The following is a 15,454-nucleotide window of genomic DNA, read 5'->3' on the forward strand; positions in this document are numbered from 1 at the left end:
GGGGGCCTAAAGTGTGCCGCTTCTTTTTGCCTCCCCTGAAAGGGGAGGTGGTTCGCGCTAGCGAACCGGAGGGGTTGTCTTTCGCGCCAAAACAACCCCCTGAGCCTTGCATTTTTTACGGATATCTGGTATCTTTCACAATAACCATCGTGTGTGGGGTGTTCGTATTTTTCAGTTGAGAATATCTATCACTATACCTTAAGGAGGAGTTGGGAACATGGTTTTGAACAGGAGGTTTTTGCGTGTGGCGGCGCTGGGGGCGGTCTTCGCCCTGGGCCTCGCCGGGACCGCGTTGGCGCTGCCGACGACTTATAAGTGGAAGGGGGAGGCTTCAGGCTCTGAAAAGAAATGGGCTGAGGCAGGAAACTGGGTGCCCCTTGTGGGTGATGGCACTACTTACCCCAAGACCACCGACACGGCGATTATCGGAGCAAACTTTGAGGTTGAGGTCGATGGAGAGGCGGCAGCAGCAGCGGTGGTGGACCTTGGCGATGGCGCTAAGCTGACGATTAAGACCGACAAGCTGACCCTCGACAATAACGGCGAGCTCAGGGCATCGGGCAGCGCGACGGTGACGAGCAAGGTGGCGGGTGGACTGGAGTTCACCGGCACCAACAAGGTTGCCGTCTCCGCGGACAAGACCCTGACCCTGGCGGCAGAGGGTGCGGGAGCGACCATAGTCGGCGCTGCCGCCGCCCTGCAACTCTCCGGCGCGGGCGCGCTGATTCTGAAGACTCCAATGATGGCGGCCACGGACCTGAAGATCACGGACCGCAGCTGGCTGATCGTGAATGCCGACACCAGCGATAACAAAGGGGCGTTGCCGGGGCTTTCTGCTGTTTCCCTAGAGATCGACGACGGTATCATCACCGTCAACGCAGAGCATTTTGGCGTTGGCACTGGAGTAACTAACACGCTGAAGATGAAGAAGGGCACGCTGGAGCTGAAAGAGCCGCTGGCAGCGAACATCAAGACCGTCGATATCCAGAATGGTGACCTGTTTGTTTTGGAGAACGGCGCGATTGGCGTCGAGGCCACGCCGGACGGTATATTGAATCTGGGAGTTAACTCAAATTCTTCAGGCCATCTCCATCTGCAGCGTAACATGACCCTTGTGAAGTTGACGACGGCAACAGGAGATGTTGTCAACACCATCGACATCGCCAGCGGCAAGGCCTTGACCGTCGCGGAGCTTGATACTAATACGCTCAACGCTGCGGTGACCGGGAACGGAACCCTGCACCTGAAGGGTGCTGCTGGCTATACGGCCACCCTGAAGAAGGCGGTCGAGGGAACGGTCAAGATCGAGGCTGGCGGCGCCGGCGTGTTGACCCTGAACGCTGACGAGAACGTAGACGCGGTCGAGTTTGCGGGGCCTACCACTACTACCGCTACCCTGGCTCTTGCGGTCGATAAGAAGATTGGGACTCTGACTTTCGGAGATGTGACCACTTCCCTTGCCCTGAATTTTAGCGGCAACAACACGATTGAAAAACTGAATTTGAATTCAACGAAACCCCTGACGGTCCAGAGCGGCGGAGCAGAGAACACGATCAACTTCCTGGCCCCTGTCGCTAACGCCGAAGTGAAGGTGACCAGCACGGGGCCCCTGTCGATCGTGGACGGAACGCCGAGCGTGAAGTGGAACGCAGAGCTAGCAGCCGGTGCCAAACTCGCGGTGAAGGGCAAGGACCTGCTCGCGGGGGAGGTCAAAATAAAGCTTGCTGGCGGCACCCTGACCCTGCCCAGCGGGGAGTTCTCGAAGCTGGAGCTGACAGAGGACGCTGCCAACTCGGCGATTGCGGTCGACGTCGCGACGCAGGACCCGGTCCTGAAGGTGAAGAAGGTTACGCTGGCGAATGGCTTGACGATGAGGGGTCCTGCGACCTGGTTGCAGGACCAGCCGGCGGGCGGAAAGGTCACGCTGCTGGAGATGGAAGATGAGCTTACTCCGGGAAAGAACATCACGAGCGATATTGACCCCACTTTTGCGACCGCGGCACTCGATACCGATAGGAAGAAGCTGATCCTCACGATGGTGAAGCCTTTCGGCATCCCTGCGCTGGAGGCGACGACGGCCTCCCTGGGGAACCTGTGCGACGTGACCGTGAAGGTCATCAATAACGTGGTCGTGGGGGCCGGGAAGTGGACGACAGAGCTTGTGAGCCTCGATGCCATGGGGACCGCCGAGGTGACGCCGGGCCTTGCCGGCGATTTCAGGGCGGAGTACCGTGTGACTCTGAAGCAGGGCTTCAAGAGCGGGTTCCTGAGGGTTATCGCTGAGAACAGCGATGGCTTCAAGGGCTTTGTCGACGTCGAGCTGAAGGCCGGGTCCGGCGGCAGCAACGACGACGACTCCGATAAGCCGAGCATCGACCCGGCGAGCTGGACCACGACGGCCATCAGCGGGGACGCGGGAGAGGTGGTGCTCCAGGCGAAGCTGAAGCTGGCGGGCACGCCGAAGGCCGTGGCGGTGGAGACCTCCGGCATGAAGGAGAAGCCGAAGGCCGAGCTGCTGGACGCGAACGGGAAGAGCGTCCTGCCCACGGCCAGCGCGAAGACCAAGGAGTACACGCTGAAGCTGACGTGCAAGACCACGAAGGCCGAGATCGCGGCGGGTGCGGCGATCAAGAAAGTGACCGTGACGATGACCGACGGCACGAAGCAGGATATCACCGTGGACAAGAAGCTGAAGGACATGAAGGCCGACACCAAGAAGCCCGGCGGCAACAAGCCCGGTGACGGCAACAAGCCTGGTGACGGCAACAAGCCCGGTGACGGCAACAAGCCTGGCGACGGCAACAAGCCCGGAGACAACAAGCCTGGCAACAACAAGAAGGACAGTTCCGGCGGCGGGTGCGATGCGGGGTTTGGCGGACTGGCGCTGGCTCTTGGCGCGGCGTTCCTGCTGAAGCGGAAGGCGTAGTCCGAAACCAGATGACGAGGCGGGCCTCCCTCGAGGCTCCAGCCTGAGAGACACGCGAGAGCGGCGCCCACAGGGCGCCGCTCTCGCGTCTTTGCTTTTGGAGTGCCAGTGCCGGTTGATACCAATTTGCGTCTAAAGGGAAAGAAAGGCCCCCCTGCAAGGGGGGCTGCCCCGAAGGGGCTGGGACTGACGGCCCGTGAGCGGTAGCGAACGGCAGCCGGAAGGCTCCCCGAAGGGGAGGGGTGTTTTTCATAAGACGCGCCTGTCTGACATTCCCCGTCAACGCCTCCACAAGGCAATCAAATGCCTTGCTTCGGCACAGCCGACCGACACGACGCCGACCGCCTGTCGGCGTCCGTAAGTCGTGTCGTCTGGCCGAACCCCTCCGCCGCCCTTGGCGGCACCTCCCCTTTCAGGGGAGGCAATCCGTATTAAACGTAAATTGGTATCAGCTTCCGGTCCCGGCCCTCAGCGCCTCGACCTCGTCAGGAGACAGGCCGGTGAAGTCGGCAACCTGCTCGGACGGGACACCTCGCGCCAGCATCCGTCGCGCCGTGGTGGCAATGCCATCTGCGATGCCTTTGGCCAGACCCCTGGCTTCGCCCCTCGCTTCGCCCTCGGCGCGGGCAACTCGGCGGATCGTCTCATCGCGCGTCATCGCGTCCCGCATCGCCTTATAGCTCACAATGTATCGTTGCCGTTCCTCACGGCTCTGCAAAAACAGCTTCTCCAGGTTCAGCGCCTCACCAATCATCGGGTCCTTCACCATCGCCTCAGGCATCTTCCTCGCCTCCATCCCCGCAAGATACATCAGCCAATACTCCAGACGATTCCGTGGCGTCCCATAACGCGCGCACTTCGGCACCTCAAGGTAGATCAGCTTCAGGTCGTCGCTCAGTTTCTCCCCGCTCTCCACGTCGCACAGACAAAACTCGCGGCGAAAACGCTCCCCGGCAAACAGGCTGAACGCCAGAATGTGAATCGACACCGTCCGCTTCAAGTCCAGGTACGAACCACCCAGGCTCATCTGAGAGGCGTGCAGCGTGCTGAGGTAGTAGGCGGAACGCTGCAGGTAGTCGTTCCAGTTCCTCACCTGCACCTCGACCTCCACCTGCGTCCCGTCCGCCATGTTGGCCACGATGTCCAGGTAGCAGTCCTTACCCTCGACGCGCACGGCGGAGAGCTCGCGGTTCGCGTACTCCAAACCGGTGAAGCCCGCGCTTCCGTCGGGAAACACAAGGGCGTTCACGAGGTCCAAAAACAGGGGCTTGCGGTCCTCGCGGCCCAACAAAAATTTGAAGAAACGGTCGTTGAGGCGATAGATTTTTCCCCGCTCCAGGTCCGCCTCGATTTGCCCTTCCGTCACGGGCCCCGACGCCGGACCGATCAGCCCACCGTCGCGCTCCCGCTCTGCGTCCTCCATGTCCCCGCCTCCTCGCTAAACGTCCTCTCACTGCCTGACTATATTATACAATTTGCCCGCTGCGTTCTTTGCCTCCCCTGTAAGGGGATATGCCGAACGGAGTGAGGCGGTGGGGTTGTTTTTGAAGTGGTACGTTCAGTTTCCGGTCCCGACCCTCAGCGCCTCGACCTCGTCAGGAGACAGACCGGTGAAGTCGGCAATCTGTTCGGGCGAAACGCCCCGCACCAGCATCCGCCGCGCCGTGGTGGCGATACCTCTGGCCTCGCCTCTGGCCTCGCCCAACTGAATACCTCTGGCCTCAACCTTGTCCAAAACGCTCAACATCGTGACCGCCTCCCCCTTCCTGAACTCGCTCTGCGTCTCCTCAAACCGATGGTCCCGCGTCAGCGCAGACATGAGCTTCAACACCGCATCCACGTGCTCGATCGTCTGACGCGGGGGCACGTAGTCCTCGTCCCGACCCATCTGTACAAAGTAGTCCGCAACGATCCTGAAGTCGCTCTTGAACTGCCCCACCTGCTCCGCCGTCAGACGCGGAATCTCAAAGACGTTGACCCGGTAGTCGTTCACAAACGGCTTCAACCCCTCAGCCACCGAAACCCTCTCGAACAGCGTCCGCGGCGCCGTCCAGGGCGAATCACCAAAGTAGAGGACCAGCGTCACCACCGGGTACAGTCCCTGACCCGCGGACAGCTGACCCCGGTAGTCCGCCCCCTCGTACCCCAGCACCCGAAGCGCCATGTCCCAGTCCGCCTCGGTCTGGTTCTCGAACCCGATCAGGGAGATCACGGCCCCCTCGGAGACCCACAGCTTGGAGACGTCCCGCTCCTGCTCATGGAGCTTCCCGTCCGTCTTGTAGAACGTGCGGGCCCGCGTGTCCTTCAGGTCCTCCGGCTTCACCCGCCTCTTTCCATCGAAAAGCAACACGTTCACCACGTCCGCAAAGACGTCGTTGTATCCCTCCAGGTGCTTCTCGGTCATGTCACGCTCCGGCACCCGCATCCCCCTCCTTCAGCGAGTTTCTTCACCGACCGTCAGTTCCCCACTTCGGGGAGCCTTCCGGCTGCCGTTCGCTGCCGTTCGCTACCGCTCACAGGCCGTCAGTCAGGAATAATGAGACCCGAACAATCACACGTCGTCGTAGGGCGTGTTGACCAACAATCCGCATCCCTCCCCCATCCCTTCGGCTCCTGGCCTCATTATAGCAAACAAGCCCCTCGCTCAAAACCGATCAAAACAGGGAAACACCCGGCAGGCGCACAATAAAGAGAGCGGATGGTCCCGCGTCAGGGGCCATCCGCTGTAAGTGGTACTTTCGCCGGAGGGAGCGCTTTCGCCTCCCCTGAAAGGGGAGGTGGTTCGCGTTAGCGAACCGGAGGGGTCGGCCAGACGACCGGCCTCACGCAAGCCGATCTTTCGGGAGGATTGCGGCGGCCGGTCGGTCGGCTGTGCCGAAGCAAGGCAATGGATTGCCTTGTGGAGGCGTTGGCGGGGAATGTCAGACAGGCGCGTCTTATGAAAAACACTCGCTGCTCCTACACCCCCCTTCGGGGAGCCTTCCGGCTGCCGTTCGCTACCGCTCACGGGCCGTCAGTCTCGCCCCTGTGGGGCTCGCCAGCCCCCCTTTCAGGGGGGCCTGAAAAACCGGGGGTCTTTGCCTCTCCTTATAGGGGAGGGCTTCACGTCCTCTCAGATTTCGGACGCCTCGTTTGACAATCTCGTGTTTTGCCGTATAGTTATGGGGAGAGACAAATTGAACCTCGAAAGGCGTTCGGGAAGTCCGGTGAGAGACCGGCGCGGACCCGCCACTGTAAGCTCGGCAATGCCGACCATGCCCACTGGGACGTTTTTCATCCTGGGAAGGGGGTCGGAGTAAGGAGAGCGAGCCAGGAGACCGGCCTTTCGCAGGGAGCGCACGCCCCCCCGCGCGGATTCGGGCCGGTATGCGGAAAAAGCATGGCCTTTGGCGTCCCGCACCGGCGGCGAACGCCGTCCAAAGGCCACTTCCTCCGTCATGCAGGGCCGTCCTCGCCAGAGGGCGGCCCTTTGCGGCCCTCTGGGGCCGACGTCATCGAACGGGAGGAACCCTACACATGCAAGAAGCGAACAAAGCCCTGTTGTCCCACCCCCTGAGGAAGCTCTTCGCCCCGGAAAGCATCGCCATCGTCGGAGCCTCGTCGAGCCTGGAGCGCCTGACGGGCCGGACGCTCCGCTACCTCCAGTCCTTCGGCTACGGCGGAGCCATCTATCCCATCAACCCCAAGGCCGACGTCATATCGGGGCTCCCCGTACACCGGAACGTCACGGAGGTCGAGGGGCCCATCGACCTCGCCATCCTCAGCATCAAGGCAAAGCTGATCCCCGACGCCCTGCGCGCCTGTGCGGACAAAAAAATCCCCTTCGCCCTGATCTACTCGTCCGGGTTCTCCGAGACGGGCGACCGCGCGCTTCAGGAGGAGGTGTCCGCCATCGCCCGCGACGGAGGCATCCGGGTCCTGGGGCCGAACTGTCAGGGGCTGGCGAACTTCGCCGAGGGGATCCCCCTGACCTTCTCAGGGGCCCTTTACGAGGTGCCGCGGCCTCTGCCGGGGCACGTGGCGCTCGTGTCGCAGAGCGGGGCGTTCGGGTTCTCCTCCTTCGGGGTGGGGTTGGAGCACGGGGTGCGGTTTCGCTACGTGGCCACCACCGGCAACCAATCGGACCTCGACGCGGTGGAGTGCGCGGACTACGTGCTCGATGACCCCGAAGTCCGCCTCCTGATGCTCTATCTGGAGGGCCTCGAGGACGGCGCAGGGTTCCTCCGGCTGGTCCGCAAAGCGCGGGAGCGCGACATCGCCGTCGCCGTGTTGAAGGCCGGACGTTCGCCCTCGGCCCGTGAGGCGGCCAAGAGCCACACGGCAGCCCTGACCGGGGACGATCGCGTCTGGTCGGCCGTCTTCTCGCAGTACGGCGTCATCCCGATGGAGGACATCGACGACATCATCGGGATCGGTCAGGTGCTGGGCGCGGAAAAGCGCATGAGCGGCGGGCGTTCGGCGATCCTGACCACCTCCGGCGGAGCGGGCATCGTCATGGCCGACTGCCTGAACGACGTGGGCCTTTCCGTCCCCGTCTTCTCGCACGACACCCGGTCCCGCATCGAGGCGGCCATACCGCCCTTCGGGGCGTCCCGCAACCCCGTGGACATGACGGTGCAGATATCGGAACAGCCGGAGAACTTCCGCAGCGTCTTCGACGCGGTGCAGGAGGACCCGGAGCTGGACTCGATCGTCACCTCCCTCTCCATGATCGTAGGACACGCCGGCGACGTCATGACGGACACCATGATCGAGAGCTACGCCAAGAGCCCCAAGCCTCAGGCCGCCGTGTGGATGATCGACCACCAGCACGGCGGAAGCTTCATCGAACGGCTGAAGACGGCCGGCATCCCGATCTTCCAGAGCTTCCGCCAATGCGCGCGGGCCCTCAGGGAGTTGAACCGATGGGGGGCGTTCAAGCCGCCCGCAGCCCCTGAGGTCGGCGGGAATGCGCCGATCCTGCCGCAGTGGAAGGACGCCATGACGGAGTACGACGCCAAGGTCTTCCTCTCCCGCTACGACATCCCCGTGACGCGCGAGCGCCTCTGCCTGAACCTGGAGGAAGCGTGCGACGCGGCCGAGGAACTGGGGTTCCCCGTGGCGCTCAAGGGGATGGCCGCCTCCGTGCTGCACAAGACGGAGGCTGGGATCGTGGCGCTGGACGTGCGCTCCTTCGAGGAGCTTCGGGGAGCGCTGAAGACGGTGCGCAAGCACCTGGCCGACTACGTGGGGGACGGCGCCGTTCAGGGTTTTCTGGTCTCCGAGATGGTGCGCGGCGGGTTCGAGTGCATCGTCGGGGTGAAGCGGGACCCGGTGTTCGGGCCGATGATCGCCGTCGGTCTGGGCGGCATCTACGTCGAGGTCCTGGGCGACGTGTCGCTTCGGCACGGCCCCGTGGACGAGGAGGAGGCGCTGAACATGATCCGCCAGCTCAAGGGGTACTCGTTCCTGTCCGGGACCCGGGGCAGCAAACCGCGGGACATCCGCGCCCTGGCCGGCATCGTCAGCCGGGTTTCACGCCTTGCCGCGATCGAGACGGACCTTCTGGAGCTGGACATCAACCCCGTCTTCGTGCTGGAGGAGGGAAAGGGCGCCGTCGCCGCGGACGCGCTGGTCGTGAAGGCGTGAGACGGCAGAAGAGGGCGTGAGCCGACCTCCGCGCTGGGTCGGCGCCCCGCCCCCGCTGGAACGCGAAAGCCCCGGCCCCTCCTGCGATGGAGGGCCCGGGGCTCATTGGCTCGTCATTAGAAAGCGCGCAGGAGCGTCAGGGATAGGAGAGGCCTTGCACGCCGCGGGCACCTACCGTCCCGTACTGCCGAAGCCCCCCTCGCCCCGCTCCGTGGCGTCCAGCGTTTCCACCTCGCACCAGGCCACGCGGGTCACGGGCGCGAAGACCATCTGGGCGATGCGGTCCCCCGACTCGACGACGAAGGGCTCGTCCCCCAGGTTGATGAGGATCACCTTCACCTCGCCGCGGTAGTCCGCGTCGATCGTCCCCGGACTGTTGGGCAGCGCGACCCCGTGCTTCAGGGCCAGGCCGCTTCTGGGGCGAATCTGGGCCTCGTACCCGCAGGGGATGGCCAGCCGAATGCCCGTCGGCACGAGGGCGCGGGCGCCCGGCGCGATCACGCAGGGCTCGGAGGCGCGCAGGTCCAGCCCCGCCGACGCCTCGGTGGCGTAGGCGGGCAGAGGGAACTCCCTCGCCCGCCCAAAGCGTTGGATCCGGACCTGAACTTCGGCCATGAGGGCTTAGTAGTCCCTTCTCCGGGGCCGGTCGTCCCTCCTGCGGTCGCTGAAGCTCCCGCGGTCGCGGTCCCTGCCGGGGCCGCGGCGGTCCCCGAAGCCTCCCCGATCCCGATCGCCGTAGCTGCGGTCCCGGTCGCCATAGCCGTGGTCGCGATCCCGGTAGGAGGAGGGCTCCCTGGCGGCCAGCTGGGCGATCAGGTTGTCGCGCTCCCGCTCATCCGGCAGCGCGCCCTCCAGGCCGACCGCGCGCACCCTGTCCTCGTCCGCCAGAAGGCGCCGCCGGGTCAGGTTGACGCGCCCCTGGTCGTCGATCTCCTTCACCATGACGAGGACGCGGTCGCCGGGCTTGAAGACGTCCTCCACCCGCGGCACGCGGCTCGTGCTGATCTCGCTGACGTGCAGCAGCCCCTCCTTGCCGGGCAGGCACTCCACGAAGGCGCCGAAGGCCATCAGGCGCGTCACCGTGCCGTGGTAGACCTCGCCAGCCTCGAGCTCCTTCGTCAGGGAGACGACGATCCGATGGGCCTCGTCCACCTGCTCCTGAGAGGCGCCGGCGATGGACACCTGCCCCGAATCCTCGACGTTCATCTTCACGCCCGTCTGCTGGGTGATGCCGCGGATGACCTTGCCGCCGGGGCCGATGACGTCGCGAATCTTCTCCGGGTCGATGTTGAAGGTCATGATGCGCGGGGCGTTGGGCGAGAGCTCCCTGGGTCCGGGCGCCGCGGCCTCCATCTTGTCCAGGATCTCCATGCGGGCCCTCCGCGCCTGGTTCAGGGCGGACTCCAGGATCCCGCGGGTGATGCCGCCGGCCTTGTTGTCCATCTGGAGCGCCGTCACACCCTGCCGCGTCCCGGCCACCTTGAAGTCCATGTCGCCGTAGTGGTCCTCGAGGCCCTGAATGTCCGTGAGGACCCGCACCTTGTCCCCCTCCTTGATGAGGCCCATGGCAATGCCCGCCACGTGGCAGCGAAGGGGCACCCCGGCGTTCATCATGGAGAGGCTGCCGCCGCAGATGCTGGCCTGGGAACTCGACCCGTTGGACTCCAGGATGTCCGAGACGACGCGCACCACGTAGGGGAACTCCGACTCCGGCGGCACCACGGGCGCCAGGGCGCGCTCCGCCAAGGCGCCGTGACCGATCTCGCGCCGGCCCGGTCCCCGCATGGGGCGCACCTCGCCCACGGAGTAGGGCGGGAAGTTGTAGTGGAGGATGAAGCGCTTGGCGGGCTCGTCCAGCTTGATGCCGTCCAGCACCTGGTCGTCCTCCCCCACCATGCCAAGCGTCGTCACGGCCAGGGATTGCGTCTCGCCCCGCGTGAAGAGCGCCGACCCGTGGACCCTGGGCAGCACCCCCACCTCGCAGGCGATGGGACGGATCTCGTCCATGGAACGGCCATCGACGCGAATGCCCTCGTTGACGATGATGGAACGCATGATCGCCTTCACCCGCCCGTCCACGAAGGCGGAGATGTAGTCGCCCTTGTTGGGGTAGGCCTCGGCGAAGTGCTCCTTCGCCGCGTTCTTGACCTCGGCGATCCTCTCGGCGCGGGGCTTCTTCTCGTGAATGCGCACCGCCGCGTCCACCCGGTCGTCCAGGTTCGCCGCGATCCACTCCTCGATCTCCGGGATGCGTTCGGGCGCGGGGACGACGACCTCCGGCTTGCCGACCTCCTCCTTCATCTGGCGGAACAGCGCGATGATCTTGCGAATCTCCCGCTGAGCCAGGTCCAGAGCGTCCACCAGGAGCTCCTCGGAGACCTCCTGAGAGCCGGACTCCACCATGGTGATGCCATCGTCGTGCCCGGCGACGACGAGGTTCAGCCTGGATTCCTTCATCTGAGGCTCCGTGGGGTTCACCACGAGCTCCCCGTCGATCAGGCCGATGCGGACCGCGCCGACGGGGCCGTTCCAGGGGATGCCGGAGATGGAGAGCGCCGCGGAGGCGCCGTTGATGCCCAAAACGTTGGGCGGGTAAGTCTGGTCCATGGCCATGACCGTGTTCACGACGTGTACGTCGTTGCGCATGTCGTCGCTGAATAGCGAGCGGATGGAGCGGTCCGTGACGCGCGCCCCAAGGATGGCCGACTCCGAGGGTTTGCCCTCGCGTTTGATGAAGCCGCCGGGGATCTTCCCCGCGGAATAGTAGCGCTCCTCAAAATCGACGAGCAGCGGAAAGAAGTCGATGCCCGTGCGTGCCGTCTCCGTGATGCAGGCCGTGCTGAGGATCACCGTCTCCCCGTGGGACGCCATCACCGCGCCGTTGGCCTGTTTTGCCACCTTCCCCGTGCGAAACACGAGCGGCGTCCCGCCGATCGTTACCGAATATTCCTTCTCCAAAGTCAAATAGCCTCCTAAGCGTTGTTGATTCCAGTCCTTATAAGCGCACTTAGGATAGCACAATCGCCCCGTTAGTCCAAGGGTTTTCGGCGGGAAAAATGGCCCGCCGAAAAATCCCCCTCACGCGCGGACCCGCTGGGCGTCCGAGCCGTTCAGGTGCTCCAGGATCTTCCGCGCCAGCACCGGCCCCACCCCAGGCGCGCCGGCCAACTCGTCGGTGGAGAGCGCTGCGATGCGCTCCGTCGAGCCGAAGCGGACCAGGAGCTGCGACGCACGGGCCCTGCCGATGCCGGGGATGTCCTCCAACGAGGATCGCTTCATCCGCGCGTTGCGCGCCCGCCGGTGCGTGGTGATGGCGAAGCGGTGGACCTCGTCCCTCATGCGCTGCATCAGCTGCAGCACGGGGCTGCTGCGGTCAAGCCGGATCGGGTCGTCTGGCCGGTTCGGGAGGAAGAGCAGCTCCTCGCGCTCCGCCAGCGCCACGAGGGGCAGCTCCATCTCGAGCTCCGCCAGCGCCCGCATGGCGAACTCCAGCTGCACGGGGCCACCGTCGATCAGCGCCATCTGGGGCATGGGTTCCGACTGGTCCAGGACGTGCCGATAGCGGCGGCGCACCGTCTCCTCGATGGAGGCGAAGTCGTCGACCTCCCCCTCCGCCAGGCCGCGTATCCTGAAGCGACGGTAGAGGGAGGGGTTGGGCCGCCCCTGCTCGAACACCACGCAGCAGCCGTAGGTGTCGTGCCCCGCCGTGTGCGAGATGTCGAAGGCGTCCATCCGCCAGGGGATGGTCCTGAGGCCGAACGCCCTCTGCGTCTGGTTCAGGACGTGCCACGTCTCGCTGTCCAGGTCCTCCTGCAGCGCCGAGGACACGCGCTGGCGCGAGATGCGCCAGAGGGCGCGCATCGTGTCGCGGCAATGGGCCGCCTCCTCGAAGTCCATTCGGCGCGCGGCGGCGTCCATGCGCCTGTGCAGGCGCTCGATCAGCTCCCTGGTGTTCCCCTCCAGCAGGAGGATGACGTCCCCCACTCGCTCGCGGTACTCCGCCTGCGTGCAGAGCCCGGCGCAGGCCCCCATGGAGTGCCCCAGGCTGTACTCGATGCAGGGGCGCTTCCCAGGGTCCGGTTTGAGGTCCGCCCGGCAGACGCGCAGGGGGAAGTACCGCTCCGCCAGGCGCATGAGGGAGCGGATGTTCCCAGCGCTGACGAAGGGGCCCAGGTAGACGGCGCCGTCGTCGCGCTTGACGCGGGTGATCTCGAGGCGCGGGAAGGCCTCGTCCGTCACGCGGATGTAGGGGTACCGGTCGTTCATCTTGAGGTCCACGTTGAAGAAGGGGGAGTATCGGCGGATCAGCCTGGCCTCGACGATCAAGGCCTCCGCTTCCGTCTCCGTGCGGATGACGGAGATGTCCTCCACCAGAGAAACCAGCTTGCGCAGCCTCGGCGAGGCGAAGTTGGAATGGCGGAAGTAGGAGGACACGCGGCGGCGCAGCTTGATGGCCTTCCCCACGTAGATCACCGTGCCCTCGGCGTCGCGCATGATGTAGACGCCGGGCCTCTCCGGCAGGCTCCTCAGGATCGCGGCGACCTTCTCCTTGATGGCGCCGCCCTGCCGTGCACTGTTTTTGGCGCCGGGACGGGCGACGTTCCTCTCCCCCCGCGCCCCCTCCTGCTGCGGCGCGGGGCCATCAGCCATGGAAAGGCCCTCCCCGGCGATTCAAGGCCGACCTCATCTCCGGCCTATCGATCCCGAAGGTATCGGCCGGAGATCCACCCCTCGATCCCCCTGTCCGTGCTGACGTGGTACCACACCCCGTCCGCAGCGGTGCGGGATTCGGTCGCGTCCACGAGGTCGCCGCGGGACATCCGCGCCAGGACCTGAGCGGTCAGGTTCGGCGCGCTGCGCAGGTTGACCCTGCTGCCGCTGACCCTCATGGGAGCCGTGGCCCCCGCGTCCCCGGAGGCCGCGGCTGGCTGGTCGTCCCCGCTGGCGGGAAGGGCCCCCGACGACGCCCTCACGACCGCGATCCGCGCGTCCGAGGAGGCTTCAGGGGATGCCTTCGCGACCCTGGCGGGAAGGCTGACGCTTCCGCTGACCGTCGCCCCCTCCCCCTGGACGGCGGGGCCCGCCGGCTCGGAGGAATCGGGAGAGGTTAGAGGCTCCGGCACACGAGGCGGAACGACGGGGACCACCACGGCCCCGGAGCTCACCTCATTGTCATGGGATCGGGTCACTTCTTTCGCCTTGTCAGGCTCCTTCGCGCCCTCCTTGAGCGGAAGGACCTCCTTGACCCTCTCATCAGGCTGCGCCGTCACGGGCTCCTCCGTCGGCGCGGGCACGTAACCGAACAGGCTCGCCAGCCAGCGCCCGCCACCGAACAGGACGAAGCACACAAGGGCTGCCACGACGAGGGCGCGCCGCACCCAGCGCCTCAGGACCCCCCGTCGCGCCGCGGCGATCTTCGCCGCGCGCCGGGCCTCCTTCGAGAGGCGGCGGGCGTCCGCGGCAAGCTGCTGGGCGTCCCGGTAGCTGCCGAACCCGTCAAAATGCTCCGCGATCTCCTCCAGCTCCTCCTCCGTCCGGGCCCGATCCTTCAGGGCGACCAGCTCCGTGTAGCGCCTCTCCATGCGCGCCCTCGCGGCGAGGGCCGGGGTGTCTCGATACGAGCCCAGCTCCTCCAGCACGGCCGTCAACTTATCATAATCCTCGGGGGTCTGTGCGCTCTCCAGCATGGAGACGGCCTCGTCGTACCTCTTCCTGGTCTCGATGCCGCGCTGGGCGTCCTCCACGAGTTTCCGGACGTCCTTGTAGCCCTCCAGGGACTCCATGAGCTTCATGAGCTCGTCGAGGTCCTCCTGGGTCCTGGCCGAGGCGCTGAGGGCCTGAGCCCGCTTGTAGCGCCCCTCGAGCTCGGCTTGACGCTCCTCGTGGAGGCGCTCCAGGCGCCTGTCGCGGGCCTCGATGTAGTCGTTCAGGCTGGCGCGCTCCTCGTCGCCCGCAAACTTCAGGGCGCGCTGAAACAGCCGGCTCTGCTCGAACAGCGGGGCGTCGGCCAGGGCCTCCGGAGTGCGGGCCCCCAGCTCCACCATGAGCTTTCCCAGGTAGGCCCGCGAGTTCTCCGGGTCCTGGGTCAGGGCCTGCTCCAGGTACTGGTCCGCCCGGGCGAATTCGCCGTCCTCCAGAAAGATGAAGGCGCGGCGGACCAGCGCTCCGGTCTCCACGCCGACGAGGGACTCGACGGGCTGCAGCGCGTCGTCACGCAGGAACTGGACGCGCCCGTCCAGCTCCTCCCCCTCGACGGGGGCCTCCAGGAAGACGTGCATCGCCCGCAGCATTCCGGGCAGGCGCGGGGGCTCGCCGTCGGTTCGGGCCGCCAGGGCCGAAGGGTCCTCCCGCAGGGCGCTCACGTCAAGCCGGGCCAGGATGGCCGCCAGGAGGTAGAGCACGGCCCAGACGGCCGCGCTGTGGAGCCCCATGAAAAAAGCCGCAGCCGCAAGGCCTGCATCGACGCCAAGCAGGATCGAGGCCCGCTCCCTTCGCGTCAGGGCCATGCCGCCTCCGACCAGCCCCCACAGGGAGGAGAACATGACGACCATGCCCGCGACCTGAAGTCCGACCGTGCTCGAAGCCGCCCATCCGGGGACTGCGGCGCCCGCGAGGACGGTGACGCCCGAAAAAATCGCTGAGAACAGAGAAAGGGCAAACGCGACGATATTCATGAACCAATCTCCCCTCTACGTTGGCGCTGTGCTCCACACAAAATTCGCCAGCCTGTCCGGCTCGAGGCGGCTCCGCCGTGCCGAACGCACCTTCCGCCGACTCAATCGCCGGCCTCATTATATAGCACCAAAGAACAAAAACAACCTGGCGTCCTCGCCGTCCTCGACGCGAAAGAGCCCCTCACGGGGCCCCTCTTTGAAAAAAGCGAGAAAAGCGCCACACAAA

8 protein-coding genes and 1 riboswitch are annotated in these 15,454 nt (G+C 65.4%); of the genes, 2 read left to right on the top strand and 6 right to left on the bottom strand.

The features are described from left to right. The first annotated feature begins 217 nt into the window (after window positions 1–217). Window positions 218–2,926 (top strand): Synerg-CTERM sorting domain-containing protein, encoded by a 2,709-nt coding sequence (locus ACK28C_RS12045; protein ID WP_409152245.1) that lies wholly within the window; start codon window positions 218–220, stop codon window positions 2,924–2,926. A gap of 448 nt (window positions 2,927–3,374) precedes the next feature. Here the strand turns inward: ACK28C_RS12045 and ACK28C_RS12050 are convergent, their stop codons facing one another. Both ACK28C_RS12050 and ACK28C_RS12055 read right to left on the bottom strand, forming a co-directional pair. Further along, on the bottom strand, window positions 3,375–4,349 hold the full coding sequence (locus tag ACK28C_RS12050) for an Rpn family recombination-promoting nuclease/putative transposase (RefSeq protein ID WP_409152246.1): 975 nt from the start codon (window positions 4,347–4,349) through the stop codon (window positions 3,375–3,377). 135 nt (window positions 4,350–4,484) lie between these two features. Beyond that, window positions 4,485–5,345, bottom strand: coding sequence for an Rpn family recombination-promoting nuclease/putative transposase (locus ACK28C_RS12055; protein WP_409152247.1), 861 nt, complete (start codon window positions 5,343–5,345; stop codon window positions 4,485–4,487). A gap of 752 nt (window positions 5,346–6,097) precedes the next feature. Next, window positions 6,098–6,267: riboswitch (cobalamin riboswitch) on the top strand. 175 nt (window positions 6,268–6,442) lie between these two features. On the opposite strand from ACK28C_RS12055, the gene ACK28C_RS12060 reads away from it, so the two are divergent. Next, window positions 6,443–8,554, top strand: a complete 2,112-nt coding sequence (locus ACK28C_RS12060) for an acetate--CoA ligase family protein (protein WP_015555768.1) — start codon at window positions 6,443–6,445, stop codon at window positions 8,552–8,554. Window positions 8,555–8,725: 171 nt separating this feature from the next. On the opposite strand, the gene dut is transcribed toward ACK28C_RS12060, so the two are convergent. The 4 genes from dut to ACK28C_RS12080 form a co-directional block, all read right to left on the bottom strand. Beyond that, window positions 8,726–9,169, bottom strand: a complete 444-nt coding sequence (gene dut / locus ACK28C_RS12065) for a dUTP diphosphatase (RefSeq protein ID WP_015555769.1) — start codon at window positions 9,167–9,169, stop codon at window positions 8,726–8,728. 6 nt (window positions 9,170–9,175) lie between these two features. After that, window positions 9,176–11,512 carry a polyribonucleotide nucleotidyltransferase gene (locus ACK28C_RS12070; protein WP_409152248.1) on the bottom strand — a complete coding sequence of 779 codons (2,337 nt, stop codon included), beginning with the start codon at window positions 11,510–11,512 and terminating at the stop codon, window positions 9,176–9,178. 120 nt (window positions 11,513–11,632) lie between these two features. Then, complete coding sequence (locus tag ACK28C_RS12075) at window positions 11,633–13,204, bottom strand: excinuclease ABC subunit UvrC (protein ID WP_015555770.1); 1,572 nt, start codon at window positions 13,202–13,204, stop codon at window positions 11,633–11,635. Between the two features lie 44 nt (window positions 13,205–13,248). Continuing rightward, window positions 13,249–15,228: an SH3 domain-containing protein gene (locus ACK28C_RS12080; RefSeq protein WP_409152249.1), complete on the bottom strand. Its 1,980-nt coding sequence runs from the start codon at window positions 15,226–15,228 to the stop codon at window positions 13,249–13,251. Between the last annotated feature and the right edge of the window lie 226 nt (window positions 15,229–15,454).

Source organism: Fretibacterium fastidiosum (assembly GCF_964642095.1).
In the GTDB taxonomy this organism is placed as follows: domain Bacteria; phylum Synergistota; class Synergistia; order Synergistales; family Aminobacteriaceae; genus Fretibacterium; species Fretibacterium fastidiosum.